Here is a 19,217-nt window from a genome sequence, read left to right as displayed (position 1 = left end):
AGATGAACTGACTGATACACCGCTATCGGGGGCAAGCCCCCTCTCACATTTGAATCTGCGTTCAACCGGCTTTTTTCAGCGCTTCGATCAACTCATCCTTACGCATGGTAGAACGCCCAGGAATATCCTTGGCCCGCGCTTCTTTCATCAGGCTTTCCTTGGTTTGCGTGCCCAGCGACGCTCGGCTGCTGCGAGGCTGCCCCTCACGGCTGGATGCCGCGCGCTTCGCCGAATCCTGGCGATCCTGGGCCTTCTTCGCCGGTGCCTTGCGCTTGCCGGATCCAGCCTTTTCACCGCCGCCAGACTGCTTGTTGACGGTGGCCCAGGCACGGGCTTCGGCTTCTTCCTTGGACAGTCCCTTGTGCTCATAACTGTCTTCGATATGAGCGGCCTTGCGTTTCTGTTCGGTGGTGTATTTGGCTTTGCTTCCACGAGGCATCGCTGAAACTCCTTCTGGCCCCAACCGCGGGGCCAGACCAGAAATGAATCACTGAACGGATGGTTCTTCGAGCTTGCGCGCTTCTTCTACACCCGACGCGGTCAACTTGATCGGCAGGTTCAACGAATATTCACCGGCGTCGTCGGTGGTCACATGCCCATCCCTGATCAGCCCGCGGTCCTGCAAGTGCGCCAAGACACTGGCGACTTCTTTTTCGCCGCGGTAGTTGTCCAGCACCTCCTTGCCCAAGCCTTGCGGATGGGCATGCAGCAGGCGGGTGAGGACTTCTTTTTCAAGGTTTGTATCGACGTTCATGTGTACCTCTTCACTGGGAAATGATCGGGTGTCCGTCTTGCCGTGGATCTATCAAGGCGCTGGTTGCTTCGGTGCGCCCGGCAGATTCGAGTCGTCGCCTTTATTGATCTTCGGCTCATTGACCGAGGGGCCCATTTTGCCGTTGCCGACGGCGGCAGGTGCCTGACGCTGGGTATCGTGACCCTGGGTGCGAGGGTCGGCGCCGTTGGTGTTGTCGATGATCGCGCCGCCATTGGTGTCCAGGCCTGTGCCCATGGAATCCTGGGATTCCTGGGTGGCAGGGCTTGGTGGGGAGCCGACCGGGTCCGTCGTACCGGTGGACGAAGTCGCGGCAATGGCGCTCAGCGACGCTGCAGACAACAGGCCGGTGAGAGCGAGGGCAGCCAATTTGGAATTTTTCATGAGGGTGTCTCCATATGATTGATGTCCTTACCCTGTATTGGTCAGCCCCTATTTGCGGTTCGTGCCTTGATGGCGACGAACGGTCTTGCGTGACCTGTAAGATTTTGTGTGCCCACCACATGGAAAATGCGCTGCAATCGGTCATCAAAGCGTCTTAGTATGTGGGCTTTGAACTTGCCCAAGGCGCACCCATGACCATCGAGATTCGCCCCGCCGTACCCAGCGATGCTGCGCAGATCCTGACCTTCATCACGGAACTGGCCGAGTATGAAAAAGCCCGGCACGAAGTGATCGCCAGCGTGGTGGATATAGAGCGCAGCCTGTTCAGCGAGGGCGCCACCGCCCACGGCCTGATCTGCTTGCGCGACGGCTTGCCGATTGGCTTTGCGGTGTTCTTTTTCAGTTATTCCACTTGGCTGGGCAGCAACTGTCTGTACCTGGAAGACCTTTATATCAACCCCGAACAACGTGGCGGCGGGGCGGGCAAGAAGTTGCTGCGCCACCTCGCCAAGATCGCCTGCGACAACGGCTGTGGCCGCTTCGAATGGAGCGTGCTGGACTGGAACGAGCCGGCGATTGCCTTCTACAAATCCATTGGCGCGCAGCCCCAGGAAGAATGGGTGCGCTATCGCATGGAAGGCGATGCGCTGAGGGATTTCGCCCAAGGCTGACAGGTGCCCCGGAGCCGGCCGTTCATGGCCGGTTTTTTAATGCGTTTACTCACATTGTGGGACGTAAATTTATATATTGAGATAATTTAAGGTCTGGGTTTATAGTCGCCTGCATCAGCACTCACTGCCAAAAATAAAACAGGTGAAGCGATGCAGGCACAACCGTTGTCCTTACCCGCCGTGCCCGAGCCGACTTACGGCGAGCGCCTCAAGCACAAGGTGGTGATCATCACCGGCGCCGCACAAGGCATTGGCGAGGCAATCGTCGCCTGCTTCCAGGCGCAGCAGGCGCGGTTGGTGATCGCGGATATCCAGGCGGACAAAGTCGAAAAAGTCGCGGCCCATTGGCGCGAGCGTGGCGCCGAGATTGTCGCGCAGGCCGTCGATATCACCTCCAAAGAGCAATGGCAGACGCTGGTCAATGTGGCCATCGAGCGCTTCGGCCGCGTGGACGTGCTGGTCAACTGCGCCGGGGTCAATGTGTTTCGCGACCCGCTGGAAATGACCGACGAGGACTGGCGCCGCTGCTTCGCCATTGACCTTGACGGCGCCTGGTACGGTTGCCGCTCGGTGCTGCCGCACATGATCGAGCAGGGCATCGGCAACATCATCAATATTGCTTCCACCCATTCCAGCCACATCATTCCCGGCTGCTTTCCCTACCCTGTCGCCAAGCACGGCCTGCTCGGCCTTACCCGCGCCCTTGGCATCGAATACGCGCCCAAGGGTATTCGCGTGAATGCCATTGCGCCGGGCTATATCGAAACCCAGCTCAACGTCGACTACTGGAACGGGTTCCCTGACCCCTCTGCGGAGCGTCAGCGTGCGTTCGACCTGCACCCGCCCAAGCGCATCGGCCAGCCCATCGAGGTGGCGATGACCGCGCTGTTTCTGGCGACCGACGAGGCGCCCTTTATCAATGCCACCTGCCTGATGATCGATGGCGGGCGGTCGGTGATGTACCACGACTAAAGCGTTTTCCAATAACAACAATGAGGTGGTCCATGTTCAAGAAAACACTCGGCGCTGTGGCGCTTGCGATGGCGTTCAGTGGGTTCGTATCCGCTGAGGAAGTGAAGATCGGTTTTTTGGTCAAACAGGCCGAAGAACCCTGGTTCCAGACTGAATGGGCCTTCGCCGAAAAAGCCGGCAAGGAGCACGGTTTCACTGTGATCAAGATCGCCGTGCCCGACGGTGAGAAAACCCTTTCGGCCATCGACAGCCTGGCCGCCAACGGCGCCAAGGGCTTCGTGATCTGCCCGCCGGATGTGTCCCTGGGCCCGGCGATTGTCGCCAAGGCCAAGGTCAACGGCTTGAAAGTAATGGCCGTGGACGACCGCTTCGTCGATGCCAAGGGCAACTTCATGGAGGACGTGCCGTACCTGGGCATGGCCGCGTTTGAAGTGGGCCAGAAGCAGGGCGCCGCCATGGCTGCCGAAGCGAAAAAACGCGGTTGGGACTGGAAGGACACCTACGCGGTGATCAACACCTATAACGAACTCGACACCGGCAAGAAACGCACCGACGGCTCGATCAAATCCCTGGAAGAAGCCGGCATTCCCAAGGACCATATCCTCACCGCCGCGCTGAAAACCCTCGACGTGCCAGGCAGCATGGACGCCACCAACTCGGCGCTGGTCAAGCTGCCCAGCGGCGCGAAAAACCTGATCATCGGCGGCATGAACGACAACACCGTGCTGGGCGGCGTACGTGCTACCGAAAGCGCCGGCTTCGCGGCGGCTAATGTGATCGGCATCGGCATCAATGGCACCGACGCCATCGGCGAATTGAAGAAAGCCGACAGCGGCTTCTTCGGTTCGATGCTGCCCAGCCCGCATATCGAGGGCTACAACACCGCGTTGGCGATGTACGAGTGGGTCACCACCGGCAAGGAACCGGCTAAATACACCGCCATGGACGAAGTGACCTTGATCACCCGCGCCAACTTCCAGGAAGAACTGACCAAAATCGGCCTATGGAAATGACCGGCGCGGCCTTGCGTTTCAACAGCATCGGCAAGGAGTTTCCCGGTGTGAAAGCCCTGGCGCAGATCAGCTTTGAAGCGCGGCCGCACTCGGTGCATGCGCTGATGGGCGAGAACGGCGCGGGCAAGTCGACGCTGCTGAAGATCCTCGGCGGCGCCTATATCCCCAGCAGTGGCACGCTGCAGATCGGCGAGCAGACCATGGCGTTCAGGAGCGCCGCCGACAGCATTGCCAGCGGCGTCGCGGTGATCCACCAAGAGCTGCACCTGGTGCCGGAAATGACCGTGGCCGAAAACCTCTTCCTCGGGCATATGCCGTCGCGCTTTGGTGTGGTCAACGGTGGTTTGCTGCGCCAGCAGGCGCTGGCGTGCCTCAAGGGCCTGGCCGATGAAATCGACCCCCAGGAGAAGCTGGGTCGCCTGTCCCTGGGCCAGCGCCAGCTGGTGGAAATCGCCAAAGCGCTGTCCCGTGGCGCCCATGTGATCGCCTTCGACGAGCCGACCAGCAGTTTGTCTGCCCGCGAAATCGATCGGTTGATGGCGATCATCACGCGCTTGCGCGATGAAGGCAAAGTGGTGCTCTACGTATCGCACCGCATGGAAGAAGTGTTCCGCATCTGCGACGCGGTGACGGTATTCAAGGATGGCCGCTTTGTGCGCACCTTCGACGACATGGGCACATTGACCCACGACCAGTTGGTGACCTGCATGGTCGGCCGCGATATCCAGGACATCTACGACTACCGGCCGCGGCAGCAGGGCGACGTCGCGCTCAAGGTCGACGGCCTGCTCGGGCTGGGCTTGCGTGAACCGGTGAGTTTCCAGGTGCACAAGGGCGAGATTCTCGGCCTGTTTGGCTTGGTCGGCGCAGGGCGTACCGAGCTGCTGCGCCTGCTCAGCGGCCTTGAACGCAAGACGGCGGGGCAGCTGGAACTCTGCGGAGAAAACCTGCACCTGCGCTCCCCGGGCGATGCCATCGCTGGTGGTGTGCTGTTGTGCCCCGAGGACCGCAAAAAGGAGGGCATCATTCCCCTCGCTAGTGTCGCGGAAAATATCAACATCAGTGCCCGTGGCGCCCACGCGGCATTTGGCTGGCTGTTGCGCGATCACTGGGAGAAGGGCAACGCCGATACGCAGATCAAGGCGCTCAAGGTGAAAACGCCTAACGCCGAGCAGAAAGTCATGTACCTGTCCGGCGGCAACCAACAAAAGGCCATTCTTGGCCGCTGGTTGTCGATGCCGATGAAAGTGCTGCTGCTGGACGAGCCCACGCGCGGTATCGACATCGGCGCCAAGTCGGAGATCTATCAGATCATTCACAACCTCGCGGCGCAGGGCATTGCGGTGATCGTGGTGTCCAGCGACCTGATGGAAGTAATGGGCATTTCCGACCGCATCCTGGTGATGAGCGAAGGCACCCTCACCGGCGAGCTACCCCGCGAACAAGCGGATGAAGCACGGCTGTTGCAACTGGCACTCCCGCGTACGCGGGCTTGAAGAATACGAGGGTACGGGTATGTCTGAGGTAAAAACTGCAAAGGGCTTCTGGCCGGGTTTCAACCAGCGCAAATTCCTGGATGACTGGGTGATGCTATTGGCGGCGCTGGGCATTTTCGTGCTCAGCGCGCTGTTTATCGACAACTTCCTGTCGCCGCTGAACATGCGCGGGCTGGGCCTGGCGATTTCGACCGTGGGCATCGCCGCGTGCACCATGCTGTTCTGCCTGGCGTCGGGGCACTTCGACTTGTCGGTGGGCTCGGTGATCGCCTGCGCCGGCGTGGTGGCGGGGATTGTGATCCGAGATACCGACAGCGTAGTACTCGGCGTGTCAGCGGCTTTGGCCATGGGCCTGCTGGTGGGGCTGATCAACGGCATTGTCATCGCCAAGCTGCGCATCAACGCGCTGATCACCACCCTGGCGACCATGCAGATTGTGCGCGGCCTGGCCTACATCTTCTCCAACGGCAAGGCGGTGGGGGTGATGGACGAGCGCTTTTTCGTGTTCGGCAACGGCCAACTGATGGGCGTGCCGGTGCCGATCATCATTACCGTGTTGTGCTTCGTGTTCTTTGGCTGGCTGCTCAACTACACCACCTATGGGCGCAACACCATGGCGATTGGCGGCAACCAGGAAGCGGCGCTGCTGGCCGGGGTCAACGTTGACCGTACCAAGATCATCATTTTTGCCGTGCACGGTCTGATCGGCGCCCTGGCCGGGGTGATCCTGGCCTCGCGCATGACCTCGGGCCAGCCGATGATCGGGCAGGGCTTTGAGCTGACGGTGATATCGGCGTGCGTGCTGGGCGGGGTGTCGCTGAGCGGCGGTATTGGCATGATCCGCCATGTGATTGCCGGGGTGTTGATTCTGGCGATCATCGAGAACGCGATGAACCTGAAAAACATCGACACGTTTTACCAGTACGTGATTCGGGGTTCGATCCTGTTGCTGGCGGTGATCATCGACCGCATGAAGCAACGCTGATTAAAAGTCGGATGAGGACTAAATGTGGGAGGGGGCTTGCCCCCGATAGCGGTGTGCCAGTTTGCCCATCTGTTACTGACAGACCGCCATCGGGGGCAAGCCCCCTCCCACATTTGATCTCCTCTGTATCCAGAGGCAGCTTTTGCCATAATGACGCCGTTTTCGTACTTCCCAAAAGGCCCGATATGCTGGAAACCCCCACACCCCCGTCAAAGACACCGCCCCCACCGGCACCCAGACCCTGCTGCGCGGACTGGGCGTGGTGCAAGCGGTGGCGGCGGGCGCGCGGGATCTCAAGGAGATCGCCCGGCGCATCGGCACCACCCGCAGTACCACGCACCGCCTGGCCAGTTGCCTGGTGGAGGAGCGTTACTTGCGCGTGGTGCCGCAGGTCGGTTACCTGCTGGGGCCGAAGCTGATCGAGTTGGGCTTTCAGGCCCGCGAAGAACTGCCCTTGGTCAACCTAGCGGTGCCTTACCTCGACGAGTTGTCAGCCCTCACCGGCGACACCATCCACCTGGCGATTCGCGAATACGACGAGGTGCTCTACCTGCACAAGAACCCCGGCCGTAACGGACCGGAAATGCGCTCGCGGGTGGGCCATCGCATGCCACTGGCACGCACCGGCATCGGCAAAGCGTTGATGTTGGATGACGGCGTGGAAGAGTGGCAGCGCCTGTACCACGTCAGCTTGCCGGCGGGGGGCAAGAACCTGCAGTGGCCGCAGCACCCCGAGCAATCCTGGGCGCAGTTCGAGCAGCGCATGCATGAATACGTGGTGGGCGGTTATGCGTTCGATCTGGAAGACAACGAACCGTCGATTCGTTGCGTCGCGGCACCGGTGCGCGATGCCAGCCGGCGAATCGTCGCCGGCATCAGCATCGCCAGTACCGTGCCCTACATGCCGCTGGAGAAAATGGCCGAGCTGATCCCTGTGATCAAACAGGTCGCGGCTCGGCTCTCGGCGGAACTGGGCGCGAAGGCCTGATCAGGCCTTCAGGGTCGCCATGTCAATGACGAAGCGATACTTCACATCACCGGCGATCATCCGCGTGTAAGCCTCGTTGATCTGGCGGATGTCGAGCATCTCGATGTCGCAGGTGATCCCATGCTCGGCGCAGAAATCCAGGACTTCCTGGGTTTCGGCAATGCCGCCGATCAGCGAGCCGGCCAGCACTTTGCGGCCCAATACCAGTTTGGCGGCATTGATGGGCGGGTCTACCGGCTCGATCAAGCCGACCAGGATATGCACGCCGTCAAAGCGCAGTACATCGAGGTAGGGGTTCAGGTCATGCTGCACCGGGATGGTGTCGAGCAGGAAGTCGAAATGCCCGGCGGCGGCTTTCATCTGCTCGGCATCGGTGGACACGATCACATGGTCGGCGCCTTGGCGACGGCCTTCTTCGGCTTTGCTCGCCGAGCGTGTGAACAGTGTCACTTCGGCGCCCATGGCCTTGGCGAACTTGATGCCCATATGGCCCAGGCCGCCCATGCCGAGGATCCCGACCTTATCGCCGGCTTTGACGCCGTAGTGCTTGAGCGGCGAGTACGTGGTGATGCCCGCGCAGAGAATCGGCGCAGCGCTGGCCAGGTCGAGCTTGGCCGGGATCTTCACCACGAAGTGCTCGCTGACCACGATGCTGTCGGAGTAACCGCCCATGGTGTTGCTGCCGTCCACGCGGTCCGGGGTGGCGTAGGTCATGGTCGGGCCTTCGAGGCAGTATTGCTCGAGGTCCGATTGGCAGGCTTCGCAGTGGCGGCATGAGTCGACCATGCAACCCACGCCGACCAGATCACCGACCTTGTGCGCGGTAACACTGGCGCCGACGGCGGTGACTTTGCCGACGATCTCGTGGCCGGGCATCAATGGGTAAACGGCAATGCCCCATTCGTTGCGCGCCTGGTGGATATCGGAGTGGCACACGCCGCAGTAGAGAATCTCGATAGCCACGTCATCGGCACGCGGGCTGCGGCGCTCGAACGACATGGGGGCGAGGGGAGTAGTGGCCGACTGGGCGGCGTAACCGATGGCGGTGTACATGGAGAAACCTCGCAAAAAGCAATGAACAGTGAGGCGGGCCATTCTCCCTGCCGACCGAATCAGCGGCCATGGCGATTGCTCCGAGTCTCATGCCTATTCGTCCGGGAGTGCCCAGTGTTTGGATGCATCCGCAGCCAGACCTGCGATGATGTTCTCATCCCTTTTTCGCGAAGTTTTTTGCCATGCTGCTGACCCGCCACGTCGACGCCAACGCCACGCTGGTTTCCTTGATTGAGGGGCTCGCGTCCCGCGACGGTTTTTCCCCAACCCATCTGCCTGGCGTGCAAGTGCTGCGCGCCAGTTGCGATGTGGCGCGCGGGCCGCAGATCTACGAGCCGAGCCTGATGTTCGTGGCCCAAGGCAGCAAGGTCGCCTACCTGGGCCCGCGTACCCTGGAATATGGCGCCGGGCATTACCTGATCCAGGCGATGCCCGTGCCGTTCGAATGCGAGACCTTCGCCATGGCGTCCGGCGCGCCGCTGTTGGGCGTCACAGTGGGTATCGATCGGGTGGTGTTGGGTGAGTTGGTGATGGCCATGGGCATGCAGGCCGGGCCACCGCCGGCGGCACAGACGTTGGAGTCGATGAGTTCGGTGGTGCTCGATGACGCCATGCGCGGGTGCGTCGAACGGCTGTTGCAGTGCCTGCACGATCCGCTGGAAAGCCGGATCATGGGCCCGGCGCGGGTACGCGAATTATTGTTCACCGCCTTGCGCGGGCCCCAGGCCGATGTGTTGCGTGCGCTGGTGGAACAACAGGGGCAGTTTTCGCGCATCGCCACGTCATTGAATCACCTGCATGCCCATTACGCCGAGCCGCTGAACATCGAGACGCTGGCCGGTTATGCGCACATGAGCGCATCGACCTTTCACGAACACTTCAAGCGCTGCACGCTGTTGTCGCCGGTGCAGTATCTCAAGCGCCTGCGGCTGCTGAAGGCACAGCAGTTGTTGCTGGTCGACGGCATGGGTGTGGCGCAGGCGGCGCACAGCGTGGGTTATCAGAGCACCTCGCAGTTCAGTCGCGAGTACAAACGCTACTTCCTGCGCAACCCCGGCGAAGAGCGCGCTGCCTGATTCTCCCTGGCTCAACGGGATCCAAATGTGGGAGGGGGCTTGCCCCCGATAGCGGTGCATCAGTCAGCCAATTTGTGACTGACCCACCGCCATCGGGAGCAAGCCCCCTCCCACATTTTTAATTGATGTCGGCCATAAAAAAGGCTCCCACTTGGGGGAGCCTCGTTTTGGCTTACATATTCGGGTAAGTCGGCCCGCCCGCACCTTCCGGTGTCACCCAGGTGATGTTCTGCGAAGGGTCCTTGATGTCACAGGTCTTGCAGTGCACGCAGTTCTGGGCGTTGATCTGGAAGCGTTTCTCGCCGTCTTCTTTAGTCACGACTTCATACACGCCGGCCGGGCAGTAGCGCTGCGCCGGTTCATCGTAGAGCGGCAGGTTGGTGCCGATCGGGATGCTCGGGTCCTTGAGTTTCAGGTGGCACGGCTGTTCTTCTTCATGGTTGGTACCGGAGATGAATACCGAGCTCAGCTTGTCGAAGCTCAGCTTGCCGTCGGGTTTGGGGTAGTCGATCTTCTGGCTGTCTTTGGCCAGCTTGAGGCAGGCGTAGTCCGGCTTGGTATCGTGCAGCGTGAAAGGGAGCTTGCCGCCAAAAATATTCTGGTCGAGCCAGTTGAACCCGCCGCCGACGATGGCGCCGAACTTGTGCACGGCCGGGCCGAAGTTGCGGCTGGCGAACAATTCTTCGTACAGCCAGCTGGCTTTGAAGCTGTCGACATACGCGGTCAGTTCATCACCGCCTTCGGATTCGGCAAACAGGCGGTCGGCCACGGCGTCGGCGGCGAGCATGCCGGACTTCATCGCAGTGTGGCTGCCTTTGATCTTGGCGAAGTTCAGGGTGCCGAGGTCGCAGCCGATCAGCGCGCCGCCTTTGAAGATCATCTTCGGCAGCGAATTCAGGCCGCCTTTGGCGATAGCGCGGGCGCCGTAGCTGACGCGCTTGCCGCCTTCCAGGTATTGGGCCAGCACCGGATGATGCTTGAGGCGCTGGAATTCATCGAACGGCGACAGGAAGGTGTTGCTGTAGGACAGGTCGACGATCAGGCCGACCACCACCTGGTTGTTTTCCAGGTGATAAAGGAACGAGCCACCGGTGTTCTCGTTACCCATGATATCCAGCGGCCAACCGGCGGTGTGCACCACCAGGCCTGGCTGATGTTTGGCCGGGTCGATGTCCCAGATTTCCTTGAGACCGATGCCGTAATGCTGGGCGTTGGCGTCGCTGTCCAGGTTGAAACGCTGGATCAGTTGCTTGCCGATATGCCCACGGCAGCCTTCGGCGAACAGCGTGTACTTGCCGCGCAATTCCATGCCCGGCGTGTACAGGCCTTCCTTGGGCTTGCCTTCGCGGTCGACGCCGAGGTCGCCGGTGATGATGCCACGCACCACGCCGTTTTCATCGAACAGCGCTTCCTGGGCGGCAAAGCCCGGGTAGATTTCCACGCCCAGGTTCTCGGCCTGCTGGGCGAGCCAGCGGCACAGGTTGCCCAGGGAGATGATGTAGTTGCCTTCGTTGTGCATGGTCTTGGGCACAAAGAAGTCCGGAACCTTGGTGGAGGTCTCGTTGCTGCGCAGTACATAGATGTCGTCACGCACCACGGGGGTGTTGAGCGGCGCGCCGAGGGCTTTCCAGTCCGGGAAGAGTTCGTTCAGCGCGCGCGGTTCGAAGACCGCGCCAGAGAGGATGTGTGCACCCACTTCGGAGCCTTTCTCGACCACGCAGACGCTGATTTCCTTACCGGCTTCGGCGGCCTTCTGCTTCAGTCGGCAGGCGGCGGACAGGCCAGCCGGGCCAGCGCCGACGATGACCACGTCGAATTCCATGTATTCGCGTTCCACAGGCTATCTCCTACTCAAGGCTCAACAGGCTTTTTTCTAATGGGTGGAGGTTCGGTACGGCCCTGCAGCAACGGCAAGACCCACCTTTCTCTCTAGGTGGCGCATTATATCTACACCACTGTCAGCGTCCAATACAAACGTTTGTTTGAATTGCCCGCAGCCTAGGTAAATCAAAGCAACGCGGCTTATGACTGACCATTTTGCCGTATTGACCAGAATAGGCGTTCCGGTCAATATACGGTCGGTTTTGCGCTTACCGTAGGCAGACTGCAGGTTTCAAGAGCACGTCCAAAAGCAAGACAGGTGACGCGCGCCATATGCTGGCGCGCAGTTTACACACTGCGATAAAGAATGACTTCTCAGTCACCCCTGACGAACGGTCATCATTTTTCCCATCGCCGAGTCATCCGCTGACGTTTTTGGAGGTGCCCTTGTGTGCCGATGAGCATCAACCGCCAGGCTTGCCTAGGCGACTTTCTTTTCACCGGAGAGTAACGAGGAATCCATGAAGGTTCTTGTAGCTGTCAAACGCGTTGTCGATTACAACGTGAAAGTTCGCGTCAAGGCGGACAATTCCGGCGTCGACCTGGCTAACGTCAAGATGTCGATGAACCCATTCTGTGAAATCGCCGTGGAAGAAGCCGTACGCCTGAAAGAGAAAGGCGTGGCGACCGAGATCGTCGTGGTTTCCATCGGCCCGACCACTGCCCAGGAACAGTTGCGTACCGCCCTGGCACTGGGCGCCGACCGCGCCATCCTGGTCGAGTCCGCTGAAGAGCTGACCTCCCTGGCCGTGGCCAAGTTGCTCAAGGCCGTTGTCGACAAGGAACAGCCTCAGCTGGTGATCCTTGGCAAACAAGCGATCGACAGCGACAACAATCAGACCGGCCAGATGCTGGCTGCACTGACCGGTTACGGCCAGGGCACCTTCGCTTCCAAAGTGGAAGTGAGCGGCGACAAGGTTGCTGTGACCCGTGAAATCGACGGCGGCGCGCAGACGGTTTCCCTGAACCTGCCGGCCATCGTCACCACCGACCTGCGTTTGAACGAGCCGCGCTATGCGTCCCTGCCAAACATCATGAAAGCCAAGAAGAAGCCTCTTGAAGTGCTGACTCCAGACGCTTTGGGCGTTTCCACCGCCTCTACCAACAAGACCATCAAGGTTGAAGCACCGGCTGCACGCAGCGCGGGCATCAAGGTCAAGTCGGTGGCTGAACTGGTCGAGAAACTGAAAAACGAAGCGAAGGTAATCTAACCATGACTATCTTGGTAATCGCAGAACACGACAACAAAGTGCTGGCTCCGGCCACCCTGAACACCGTGGCCGCAGCCGTTAAAATCGGTGGCGACATCCACGTACTGGTAGCAGGTCAGGGCGCTGGCGCCGTGGCTGAAGCCGCTGCGAAAATCGCCGGTGTGAGCAAAGTCCTGAACGCTGACAACGCCGCCTACGCGCATCAGCTACCGGAAAACGTTGCCCCTCTGGTTGCAGAGCTGGGCGCTGGCTACAGCCACATCCTGGCCGCCGCCACGTCCAACGGCAAAAATATCCTGCCACGCGTTGCCGCGCAGCTGGACGTTGACCAGATCTCCGAGATCATCTCGGTCGAAAGCGCCGACACTTTCAAGCGCCCGATCTACGCCGGTAACGCCATCGCTACCGTACAGTCCAACGCTGCGATCAAAGTCATCACCGTACGTGCTACCGGTTTCGATCCGGTTGCCGCTGAAGGTGGTTCGGCATCGGTTGAAGCGGTTGCCGCCGCCCACGACGCTGGCACTTCCAGCTTTGTCGGCGAAGAGCTGGCCAAGTCGGATCGCCCAGAGCTGACGGCTGCCAAGATCGTCGTTTCCGGCGGTCGTGGCATGCAGAACGGTGACAACTTCAAGCACCTGTATGCCCTGGCCGACAAGCTGGGCGCAGCGGTCGGCGCCTCGCGCGCGGCCGTCGACGCAGGTTTCGTACCCAACGACATGCAGGTCGGCCAGACCGGCAAGATCGTGGCACCCCAGCTGTACATCGCTGTCGGTATCTCCGGCGCGATCCAGCATTTGGCCGGTATGAAAGACTCCAAGGTGATCGTTGCGATCAACAAGGACGAAGAAGCACCGATCTTCCAGGTGGCTGATTACGGCCTGGTGGCGGACTTGTTCGAAGCCATCCCCGAGTTGGAGAAGCTGGTCTAATCCAGTCGCTTCACTTATAAAGAGCCCGGTCTTGTGACCGGGTTTTTTTTTGACGTGTGGGAGCACCTCGCCATGCAATTGCGTCCTTTGATCCTGCTGGGCCTTACGCTGCTGCCGACGTTGTCGCTGGCGGCCGGCAAATGCGAGCGCCTGGTGATCACCGGCAGCCCGGATGCACCGCCCTTGCTGTGGCGCGACCCGCAGGACCCGACCCACCTGATCGGCGCCACCGCCGATGTGTTGCAACAGGTGGCCACGGACCTCGGCCTGAAAATCGACCTGCTTTACGGCGGCAAGCGCTCCCTGGCTCTGGATGAAGTGCGCAGCGGACGCATGGATATGCTCGCCGATGCGCCGTTGAACCTCGGCGAGTTGCAAACCCTCGACTACATACACCCGGCCTTGATGCAGATCGATTACCTGGTCTGGACGCGCAAGGACTCGTCTTTGGTCTATAGCACCGCTGCCGACTTGCAGGGCCACAAAGGGGCCGTATCGGAGCGCGCACGCTTGAGTGCCGGGTTCGAAACCGTTGCCAGCCAGCAATTGACCCTGCAGCGTCTGCCAGGCCTGACGCCGGCGTTCCAGAAACTGTTGCTGGGGGAGGTGGACTATGTGCTCGCCAGCCGCTACTCCGGCATGGCCATGGCCCAGAGCCTGGGTATGAACGATGACCTGGTGGCGCGCGACATACCGATCGACCAGCCCGGCCTGTACCTGGCGATTTCCCACAATTCCGCCTGCAATGATCCGTGGCTGCGCGGACAGCTGGCCAAAAAGATGACAGAATTGCCCGCGTCCGGTGTGGCGGAAACCGCGTTGCAGCGCAATCTCGAGCGCTGGAAGGCGCAATTGCAACAAGCCGTCGGCACCCCAACAAAGTAGGGATTTTCAGTGACTCTTCGACCTCTTTTCGCGGCCTTTGCCGTTGTCGCTCTGGCGGGATGCGCCACCGATCCTGCGCCGACCGAACAAATGCGCCTGACCCAGCAAGCCCTGGAGCAAGCCAGCGCAGTCGGCGCCAATGCCGATGAATCGACCGAGCTGAAACAAGCCGAAGACAAATTTGCCAGAGCCAGGGCCGACATGGCCGACCAGTCCTACAAACACGCGCGCATGCGGGCCGAGCAGGCTGAGCTGGATGCGCGCCTGGCCGAGGCCAAGGTGCTGACCGGCAAGAGCCAGGAGCAATTGAACGTGGTCAACACCCGCATCGCCCGCCTGCGCAAGCAGTTGCAGCTGGGAGAAGCCCAATGAGCCCGACGATGCGTGGTTTGAGCGCTGTATTGCTGCTGAGCAGCGTAGCGTTGGGCGGTTGCGCCAGCCAGCCCACTGGCGAGCAGGCACTGCAACAGGCCAGCAGTGACTTTCAGCGGGTCAAGGAAGACGCCAATGTATTGCGTTTCGCGCCCAAGGATGTAATCCGCGCCGGTGAGTCCCTGGCGCGTGCCGATCGCCTGTCCAGCTACTGGGGCAGCGGCGCCGACGTGGTGCATTACGCCTACCTGAGCCAACGCTACAGTGCCATTGCCCATGAACACACCGAGCAGGGACTTAACGCCGAGCGCCTGGCCAAACTCGAGTTGGAGCGCCAACGCCTGCAACTGGCCTTGCGTGAGAGCAAGCTGGCCAGCGTGCAGCAGCAGGGCAAGTGGGTCGAACAGCAAATCGCCAGCCTGACCACCCAGACCGACCGTGGCCTGGTGATGACCCTGGGCGACGTACTCTTCGATACCGGCGAAGCCGAGCTGCAGAACTCGGCCAACCGCACGGTGTTGAAGATCGTGCAGTTCCTGCAACTGAACCCCAGGCGCACGGTGCGCATCGAGGGCTACACCGACAACACCGGGGGCGAGCACGACAACCTGAACCTGTCCCATGACCGCGCGCAATCGGTGGCGGATGTGCTGATTGACCTGGGCATCGACGAAAAACGCATTCAGGTTGAAGGGTATGGCGACAAATACCCCGTGGAGGCCAATGCGTCCGAACGTGGCCGCGCGCAGAACCGTCGCGTGGAAATTGTGTTCTCCGACGAAAAAGGCCAACTCGGCGCCGCTCGCTGAAGTCTGGCGCAACTCAAAATGTGGGAGGGGGCTTGCTCCCGATGGCAGAGTGTCAGTCACTGAAGTGTTGACTGAACCACCGCTATCGGGAGCAAGCCCCCTCCCACATTTTTCTGTATACACCTGAAAATTCTATTCACGACCCCTACAGTTTTTTCTGTCACTCCTTCCCGCGCTCGACTATTGTGGCAACTGTCCCCGTACACTTCTAAACTGTGCCGGTATGTTTCACACAAAAATAAAATACCCGTGAAATCGAGTGCTGCGTCATGACCAATCTGTTGCTCTACCAACGTATCGCCCAGCAACTGGCTGAGGACATCCGGCGTGGTGTTTATCAGCCGGGGGAGCGTGTGCCTTCGGTGCGCAAGATGAGCTCTCAGCTCAACGTGAGCCATGCCACGGTGCTGCAGGCCTACGCCAATCTGGAAGACCAGGGGCTGATCCGGGCGCGGCCGCAGTCGGGCTATTACGTGCACCAGACGCCGGCACTCACGGCGCCAACCCCAGACATTGCGCGGGTTGAGCGCCCAGGGTTGGTCACTCGCAGCAGCATCATCCAGCAAGTGCTGGTCGAGTCGCGCCGTGAAGGCGTATTCCCGTTGGGCGCGGCGGTGCCGAGCGTGGATTATCTGCCGGTACGGGCGTTGCACCAGCAGTTGGCCAAGGTCACGCGCTTCCAGAGCCCGCGTGCATTCAGTTACATGTTCAGCCCCGGTTTCGAACCGCTGCGCCGCCAGGTGGCAATTCGCATGCGCGATGCCGGCGTGGTGGTGGACCCGTCCGAAGTGGTGATTACCCACGGCTGCGTCGATGCGTTGCAGATGTCGCTGCGCGTGCTGACGCGCCCCGGCGACCTGATCGCCGCTGAGTCACCGACCTACTACGGCTTGCTGCAACTGGCTGACCTGCTCGGCCTCAAGGTCATCGAGATTCCCAGCGACCCGGCCACCGGCATGAGCCTGGAGGCCCTGCAACTGGCCGCCAACCAGTGGTCGATCAAGGCGCTGGTATTGACCACGCGCCTGAGCAACCCCTTGGGCGGCACGATGCCCGAAGAGCGGCAGAAACAGTTGCTGCGCCTGGCCTCGGATTTCGATATTCAAATTGTCGAGGATGATATCTACGGCGAGCTGATGTTCGAACTGGGTCGCACCAAGGCTTTGAAAGCCTATGACCGTCTTGACCGGGTCATCTATTGCTCGAGTTTTTCCAAGACCTTATCCCCCGGCGTGCGCATCGGCTGGATGATCGCCGGTAAGTACCAGCAGGAAATCCAGCGTTTGCAGATGTTCAGCACCCACTCCGCGTGCAGCGTCACACAGATGGGCGTTGCGGCGTACCTGGAGAACGGCGGTTACGACCGGCACCTGCGTTACATTCGCCAGGAATACCGCAAGAACCTCAGCGCTTTCCAGCTGGCGGTGCAGCAATATTTCCCCGAAGGCACCCAGATGACCCGTCCGACCGGCGGCTTCATTTTGTGGGTCAGTTTGCCGGGACGGGTCAATACCCAGGAACTGCATGTGCGTGCCCTGCAACAGGGCATCAGTATCGCGCCGGGGCTGATCTTCAGTAATACGGAACAGTTCAACCACTGTATCCGTCTCAATTGCGGCACCCCGTGGAACCGCGAGGCAGAGCGTGCGCTGATGACCCTGGGGATGCTTGCCAGTCAGTTATGCCAGGAGACGGCGGCGGGCCTTTGAGGGGCATAAAGGGGGACAAGATTGATCTCCGTGCTTGTCATGCCACGCACAACAAGCGAGCATATGGCCTTCTGCCGTTAATGCTGTTGGCGATATGACCTCTATTTTTTGCGCTGTGTGGATGGTTGGCTGGTTAAGTCTTTGCAACGTCGGCACTGCGCTGGCGGCTGCGCCTGTGACAGACACCAAGCCTGCTGCAAGCACCGAACAAAAGACCGCTGCGAAAAAGCCGGCAGCGCAGGCGAAGAAAAAAGCCGCCAAGGTAAAGAAGCGCGCACCGATTGCGAGCAAGTCCAAGTCTGCCCACGAAGTCGCCCAGACCAAGCTGCCACCGGCACAGTTGGACCTGTCCCTGCCCTCGGACATGGTCAGGCTTTTGCAACCCATCGGCACCATGCCCAAACCCAAGAGCGTGCCGTTATTGCCGCCGATGTTCAGTGAAAAACCGTCCGACAACAGCGCGTTCCAGATCAACGGCCGCTTGCTCAGCAACGAGATGAAGCTGCAGTTGCGCAACGAAGAACGACGTGACGTGGAAGGTGCCGCGCTGGATTTTGAATTCAAGCAATAAACCCACGATCATCCGTGAGCCGCGCCACTGACCACCGGTCGTAGACTGGTCGGTCACTTCAGTTTTGTACGAAAAACCCCTGTTGGACCATTTTAAAACGGCTGTTTAAGGGCGTACTCTAGCCCGGCCATCCCATTGAGTCGTCGAGGACCTGTTGGTCATGAAATGCCGTGAAGGCTGTGGCGCTTGCTGCATCGCCCCCTCCATCAGTTCGCCCCTACCGGGAATGCCCCATGGCAAACCTGCGGGCGAACGCTGCCTGCACTTGTCGGTCGAACAGCTATGCCAACTGTTCGGCCAACCGGAGCGGCCAGCGGTGTGCAGTGATTTCAAGGCAGATATCGAGGTCTGCGGCAACGACCAGGCCGACGCGATCCGTCTGATCGGTTGGTGGGAGCAGATGACGGCGGCTTGATGGGCTTTACTATCGGAACTTCAACAACAAGGAATACAACGATGGGTTCGCTGAAACGAATGGCTGTGGTATGCGGTTTTACGATGATGTTCGCTGGCGCTGCCCAGGCTGAGGATTGGCAAGACGCCAAGAACGAGGACGGCATCAAGGTGTCCCTGAGCGAAGTGGCCGGCTCCAAGTACAAGGCCTATCGTGGTGTGACGGTGATCAAGGCGCCCGTGGCGAAGATCCAGGCCCTGCAGGAAGATGTCGCCGGCGCCTGCTCGTGGATCCATGAGTGCAAATCCCAGAAACTGGTCGACAAGAAAGGCGATGAGGCCTGGACCTACACCCAGTTCAAGGCACCGTTCCCTGTGACGGACCGCGACTCGTATATCCACGTCACCACCACCAAGGCCGCTGACGGCAGCGTTACCCGCACGTTGCAGGGTGTGCCGACGTACAAGCCTGAAGCAAAAGGCTATGTCCGGGTCGCCCAGGTGGAAGGTTTCTGGAAGCTGGTGCCCAAAGGCGCCAACGAGACCGAAGTGACCTACCAGGTGCACACCGAGCCCGGCGGCAGCGTGCCGTCGTGGTTGGCCAACAAGTTCGTGGTAGAAGCACCGTTCAAGACGCTCAAAGCGCTGAAGGAACACGCCGAGAAGTAAACGCGCCTGATCCGGTGCCTCCTGCCTTGAGTGGAACGTTTGGTGAAGCCTCAAGGTCCAGATAGATGTGAGCCCACACATGGGTTTTATCGAGGAGGCACCGATGCCGAAGTGGAACATTTCTTTCATCAATGACCGTGGCGAACCGGTAGTCGAGCAGTTTGACTGCGATCATGAGCCGACGCTGGAAGAAGCTGCACAGCTGGTGCGCGTGCGTGTGTCGCCGGTATTGGAAAAGTTGGACCTCAACGATCTTGCCGATCGTGTCCCTGATCCCACGGTCAAGAGCTTGCACGATCAAAATGGTATCAAAGACCTCAAGGTCGAACCCTGCGCCTGAATATTCCCTGTAAGCGATCCATGCACCTCTGGTAG

Annotated in this window: 22 protein-coding genes; 17 read left to right on the top strand and 5 right to left on the bottom strand. The window is 60.3% G+C overall.

Annotated elements, in window-relative coordinates; translation table 11 throughout:
- Positions 1 to 61: 61 nt before the first annotated feature.
- Genes C4J93_RS19800 through C4J93_RS19790 form a run of 3 tightly spaced genes read right to left on the bottom strand, consistent with a single transcriptional unit; the run spans position 62 to position 1,156 of the window.
- The gene (locus C4J93_RS19800; protein ID WP_124430281.1) at positions 62 to 439 is read right to left on the bottom strand and encodes a Rho termination factor N-terminal domain-containing protein; all 378 of its coding nucleotides are present in this window, start codon (positions 437 to 439) and stop codon (positions 62 to 64) included.
- Positions 440 to 487: 48 nt separating this feature from the next.
- On the bottom strand, positions 488 to 754 hold the full coding sequence (locus tag C4J93_RS19795) for a hypothetical protein (RefSeq protein ID WP_124368013.1): 267 nt from the start codon (positions 752 to 754) through the stop codon (positions 488 to 490).
- Positions 755 to 805: 51 nt separating this feature from the next.
- On the bottom strand, positions 806 to 1,156 hold the full coding sequence (locus C4J93_RS19790) for a hypothetical protein (RefSeq protein ID WP_124363994.1): 351 nt from the start codon (positions 1,154 to 1,156) through the stop codon (positions 806 to 808).
- Positions 1,157 to 1,347: 191 nt separating this feature from the next.
- Here C4J93_RS19790 and C4J93_RS19785 point away from each other — a divergent pair, with 191 nt between their 5' ends.
- From C4J93_RS19785 to C4J93_RS19760, 6 genes are all read left to right on the top strand, one after another.
- Positions 1,348 to 1,827, top strand: a complete 480-nt coding sequence (locus C4J93_RS19785) for a GNAT family N-acetyltransferase (RefSeq protein WP_034128422.1) — start codon at positions 1,348 to 1,350, stop codon at positions 1,825 to 1,827.
- A gap of 150 nt (positions 1,828 to 1,977) precedes the next feature.
- Positions 1,978 to 2,799, top strand: a complete 822-nt coding sequence (locus tag C4J93_RS19780) for an SDR family oxidoreductase (protein ID WP_124407938.1) — start codon at positions 1,978 to 1,980, stop codon at positions 2,797 to 2,799.
- A gap of 32 nt (positions 2,800 to 2,831) precedes the next feature.
- A complete protein-coding gene (locus C4J93_RS19775; RefSeq protein ID WP_124405006.1) occupies positions 2,832 to 3,812 on the top strand; it encodes a substrate-binding domain-containing protein in 981 nt (326 codons plus the stop codon).
- Positions 3,803 to 5,308, top strand: a complete 1,506-nt coding sequence (araG, locus tag C4J93_RS19770; RefSeq protein WP_124430280.1) for an L-arabinose ABC transporter ATP-binding protein AraG — start codon at positions 3,803 to 3,805, stop codon at positions 5,306 to 5,308. Before C4J93_RS19775 ends, araG begins: the two co-directional genes overlap by 10 nt.
- Positions 5,309 to 5,327: 19 nt before the next feature.
- A complete protein-coding gene (araH, locus tag C4J93_RS19765) occupies positions 5,328 to 6,293 on the top strand; it encodes an L-arabinose ABC transporter permease AraH (protein WP_124363990.1) in 966 nt (321 codons plus the stop codon).
- 241 nt (positions 6,294 to 6,534) lie between these two features.
- Positions 6,535 to 7,281: an IclR family transcriptional regulator gene (locus C4J93_RS19760; protein WP_124430279.1), complete on the top strand. Its 747-nt coding sequence runs from the start codon at positions 6,535 to 6,537 to the stop codon at positions 7,279 to 7,281.
- Here the strand turns inward: C4J93_RS19760 and C4J93_RS19755 are convergent, their stop codons facing one another.
- Complete coding sequence (locus C4J93_RS19755) at positions 7,282 to 8,334, bottom strand: NAD(P)-dependent alcohol dehydrogenase (RefSeq protein WP_124430278.1); 1,053 nt, start codon at positions 8,332 to 8,334, stop codon at positions 7,282 to 7,284.
- Positions 8,335 to 8,516: 182 nt separating this feature from the next.
- Between C4J93_RS19755 and C4J93_RS19750 the strand changes: the two genes are divergently transcribed.
- The gene (locus C4J93_RS19750) at positions 8,517 to 9,410 is read left to right on the top strand and encodes an AraC family transcriptional regulator (RefSeq protein WP_124430277.1); all 894 of its coding nucleotides are present in this window, start codon (positions 8,517 to 8,519) and stop codon (positions 9,408 to 9,410) included.
- Between the two features lie 172 nt (positions 9,411 to 9,582).
- Here the strand turns inward: C4J93_RS19750 and C4J93_RS19745 are convergent, their stop codons facing one another.
- Positions 9,583 to 11,247, bottom strand: coding sequence for an electron transfer flavoprotein-ubiquinone oxidoreductase (locus C4J93_RS19745; protein WP_124430276.1), 1,665 nt, complete (start codon positions 11,245 to 11,247; stop codon positions 9,583 to 9,585).
- A gap of 505 nt (positions 11,248 to 11,752) precedes the next feature.
- Between C4J93_RS19745 and C4J93_RS19740 the strand changes: the two genes are divergently transcribed.
- The 10 genes from C4J93_RS19740 to C4J93_RS19695 all read left to right on the top strand — a co-directional run bounded on the left by C4J93_RS19740 (position 11,753) and on the right by C4J93_RS19695 (position 19,182).
- Positions 11,753 to 12,502, top strand: coding sequence for an electron transfer flavoprotein subunit beta/FixA family protein (locus C4J93_RS19740; protein ID WP_124368003.1), 750 nt, complete (start codon positions 11,753 to 11,755; stop codon positions 12,500 to 12,502).
- A gap of 2 nt (positions 12,503 to 12,504) precedes the next feature.
- Positions 12,505 to 13,434 carry an electron transfer flavoprotein subunit alpha/FixB family protein gene (locus tag C4J93_RS19735; protein ID WP_124371556.1) on the top strand — a complete coding sequence of 310 codons (930 nt, stop codon included), beginning with the start codon at positions 12,505 to 12,507 and terminating at the stop codon, positions 13,432 to 13,434.
- Between the two features lie 72 nt (positions 13,435 to 13,506).
- A complete protein-coding gene (locus C4J93_RS19730; protein WP_124430275.1) occupies positions 13,507 to 14,319 on the top strand; it encodes an ABC transporter substrate-binding protein in 813 nt (270 codons plus the stop codon).
- 9 nt (positions 14,320 to 14,328) lie between these two features.
- A complete protein-coding gene (locus C4J93_RS19725; RefSeq protein ID WP_124368000.1) occupies positions 14,329 to 14,691 on the top strand; it encodes a DUF4398 domain-containing protein in 363 nt (120 codons plus the stop codon).
- Entirely contained in the window at positions 14,688 to 15,500 is an 813-nt protein-coding gene (locus C4J93_RS19720; RefSeq protein WP_124430274.1) for an OmpA family protein, read from the top strand. Before C4J93_RS19725 ends, C4J93_RS19720 begins: the two co-directional genes overlap by 4 nt.
- Before the next feature lie 269 nt (positions 15,501 to 15,769).
- Positions 15,770 to 17,209, top strand: coding sequence for a PLP-dependent aminotransferase family protein (locus tag C4J93_RS19715; RefSeq protein WP_124363981.1), 1,440 nt, complete (start codon positions 15,770 to 15,772; stop codon positions 17,207 to 17,209).
- 94 nt (positions 17,210 to 17,303) lie between these two features.
- Positions 17,304 to 17,780 carry a translation initiation factor 2 gene (locus C4J93_RS19710; protein ID WP_124430273.1) on the top strand — a complete coding sequence of 159 codons (477 nt, stop codon included), beginning with the start codon at positions 17,304 to 17,306 and terminating at the stop codon, positions 17,778 to 17,780.
- Between the two features lie 160 nt (positions 17,781 to 17,940).
- Complete coding sequence (locus tag C4J93_RS19705) at positions 17,941 to 18,195, top strand: YkgJ family cysteine cluster protein (protein ID WP_124410570.1); 255 nt, start codon at positions 17,941 to 17,943, stop codon at positions 18,193 to 18,195.
- A gap of 41 nt (positions 18,196 to 18,236) precedes the next feature.
- On the top strand, positions 18,237 to 18,842 hold the full coding sequence (locus tag C4J93_RS19700; protein WP_124430272.1) for an START domain-containing protein: 606 nt from the start codon (positions 18,237 to 18,239) through the stop codon (positions 18,840 to 18,842).
- 79 nt (positions 18,843 to 18,921) lie between these two features.
- Positions 18,922 to 19,182: a hypothetical protein gene (locus C4J93_RS19695; RefSeq protein ID WP_124363977.1), complete on the top strand. Its 261-nt coding sequence runs from the start codon at positions 18,922 to 18,924 to the stop codon at positions 19,180 to 19,182.
- The last annotated feature ends 35 nt before the right edge of the window (positions 19,183 to 19,217 follow it).

The organism is Pseudomonas sp. R2-37-08W (assembly GCF_003851705.1).
Classification (GTDB): Bacteria; Pseudomonadota; Gammaproteobacteria; order Pseudomonadales; family Pseudomonadaceae; genus Aquipseudomonas.
The sequence above is the reverse complement of the archived record's forward strand: the minus strand, read 5'-3'. Positions and strand labels throughout refer to the sequence as shown.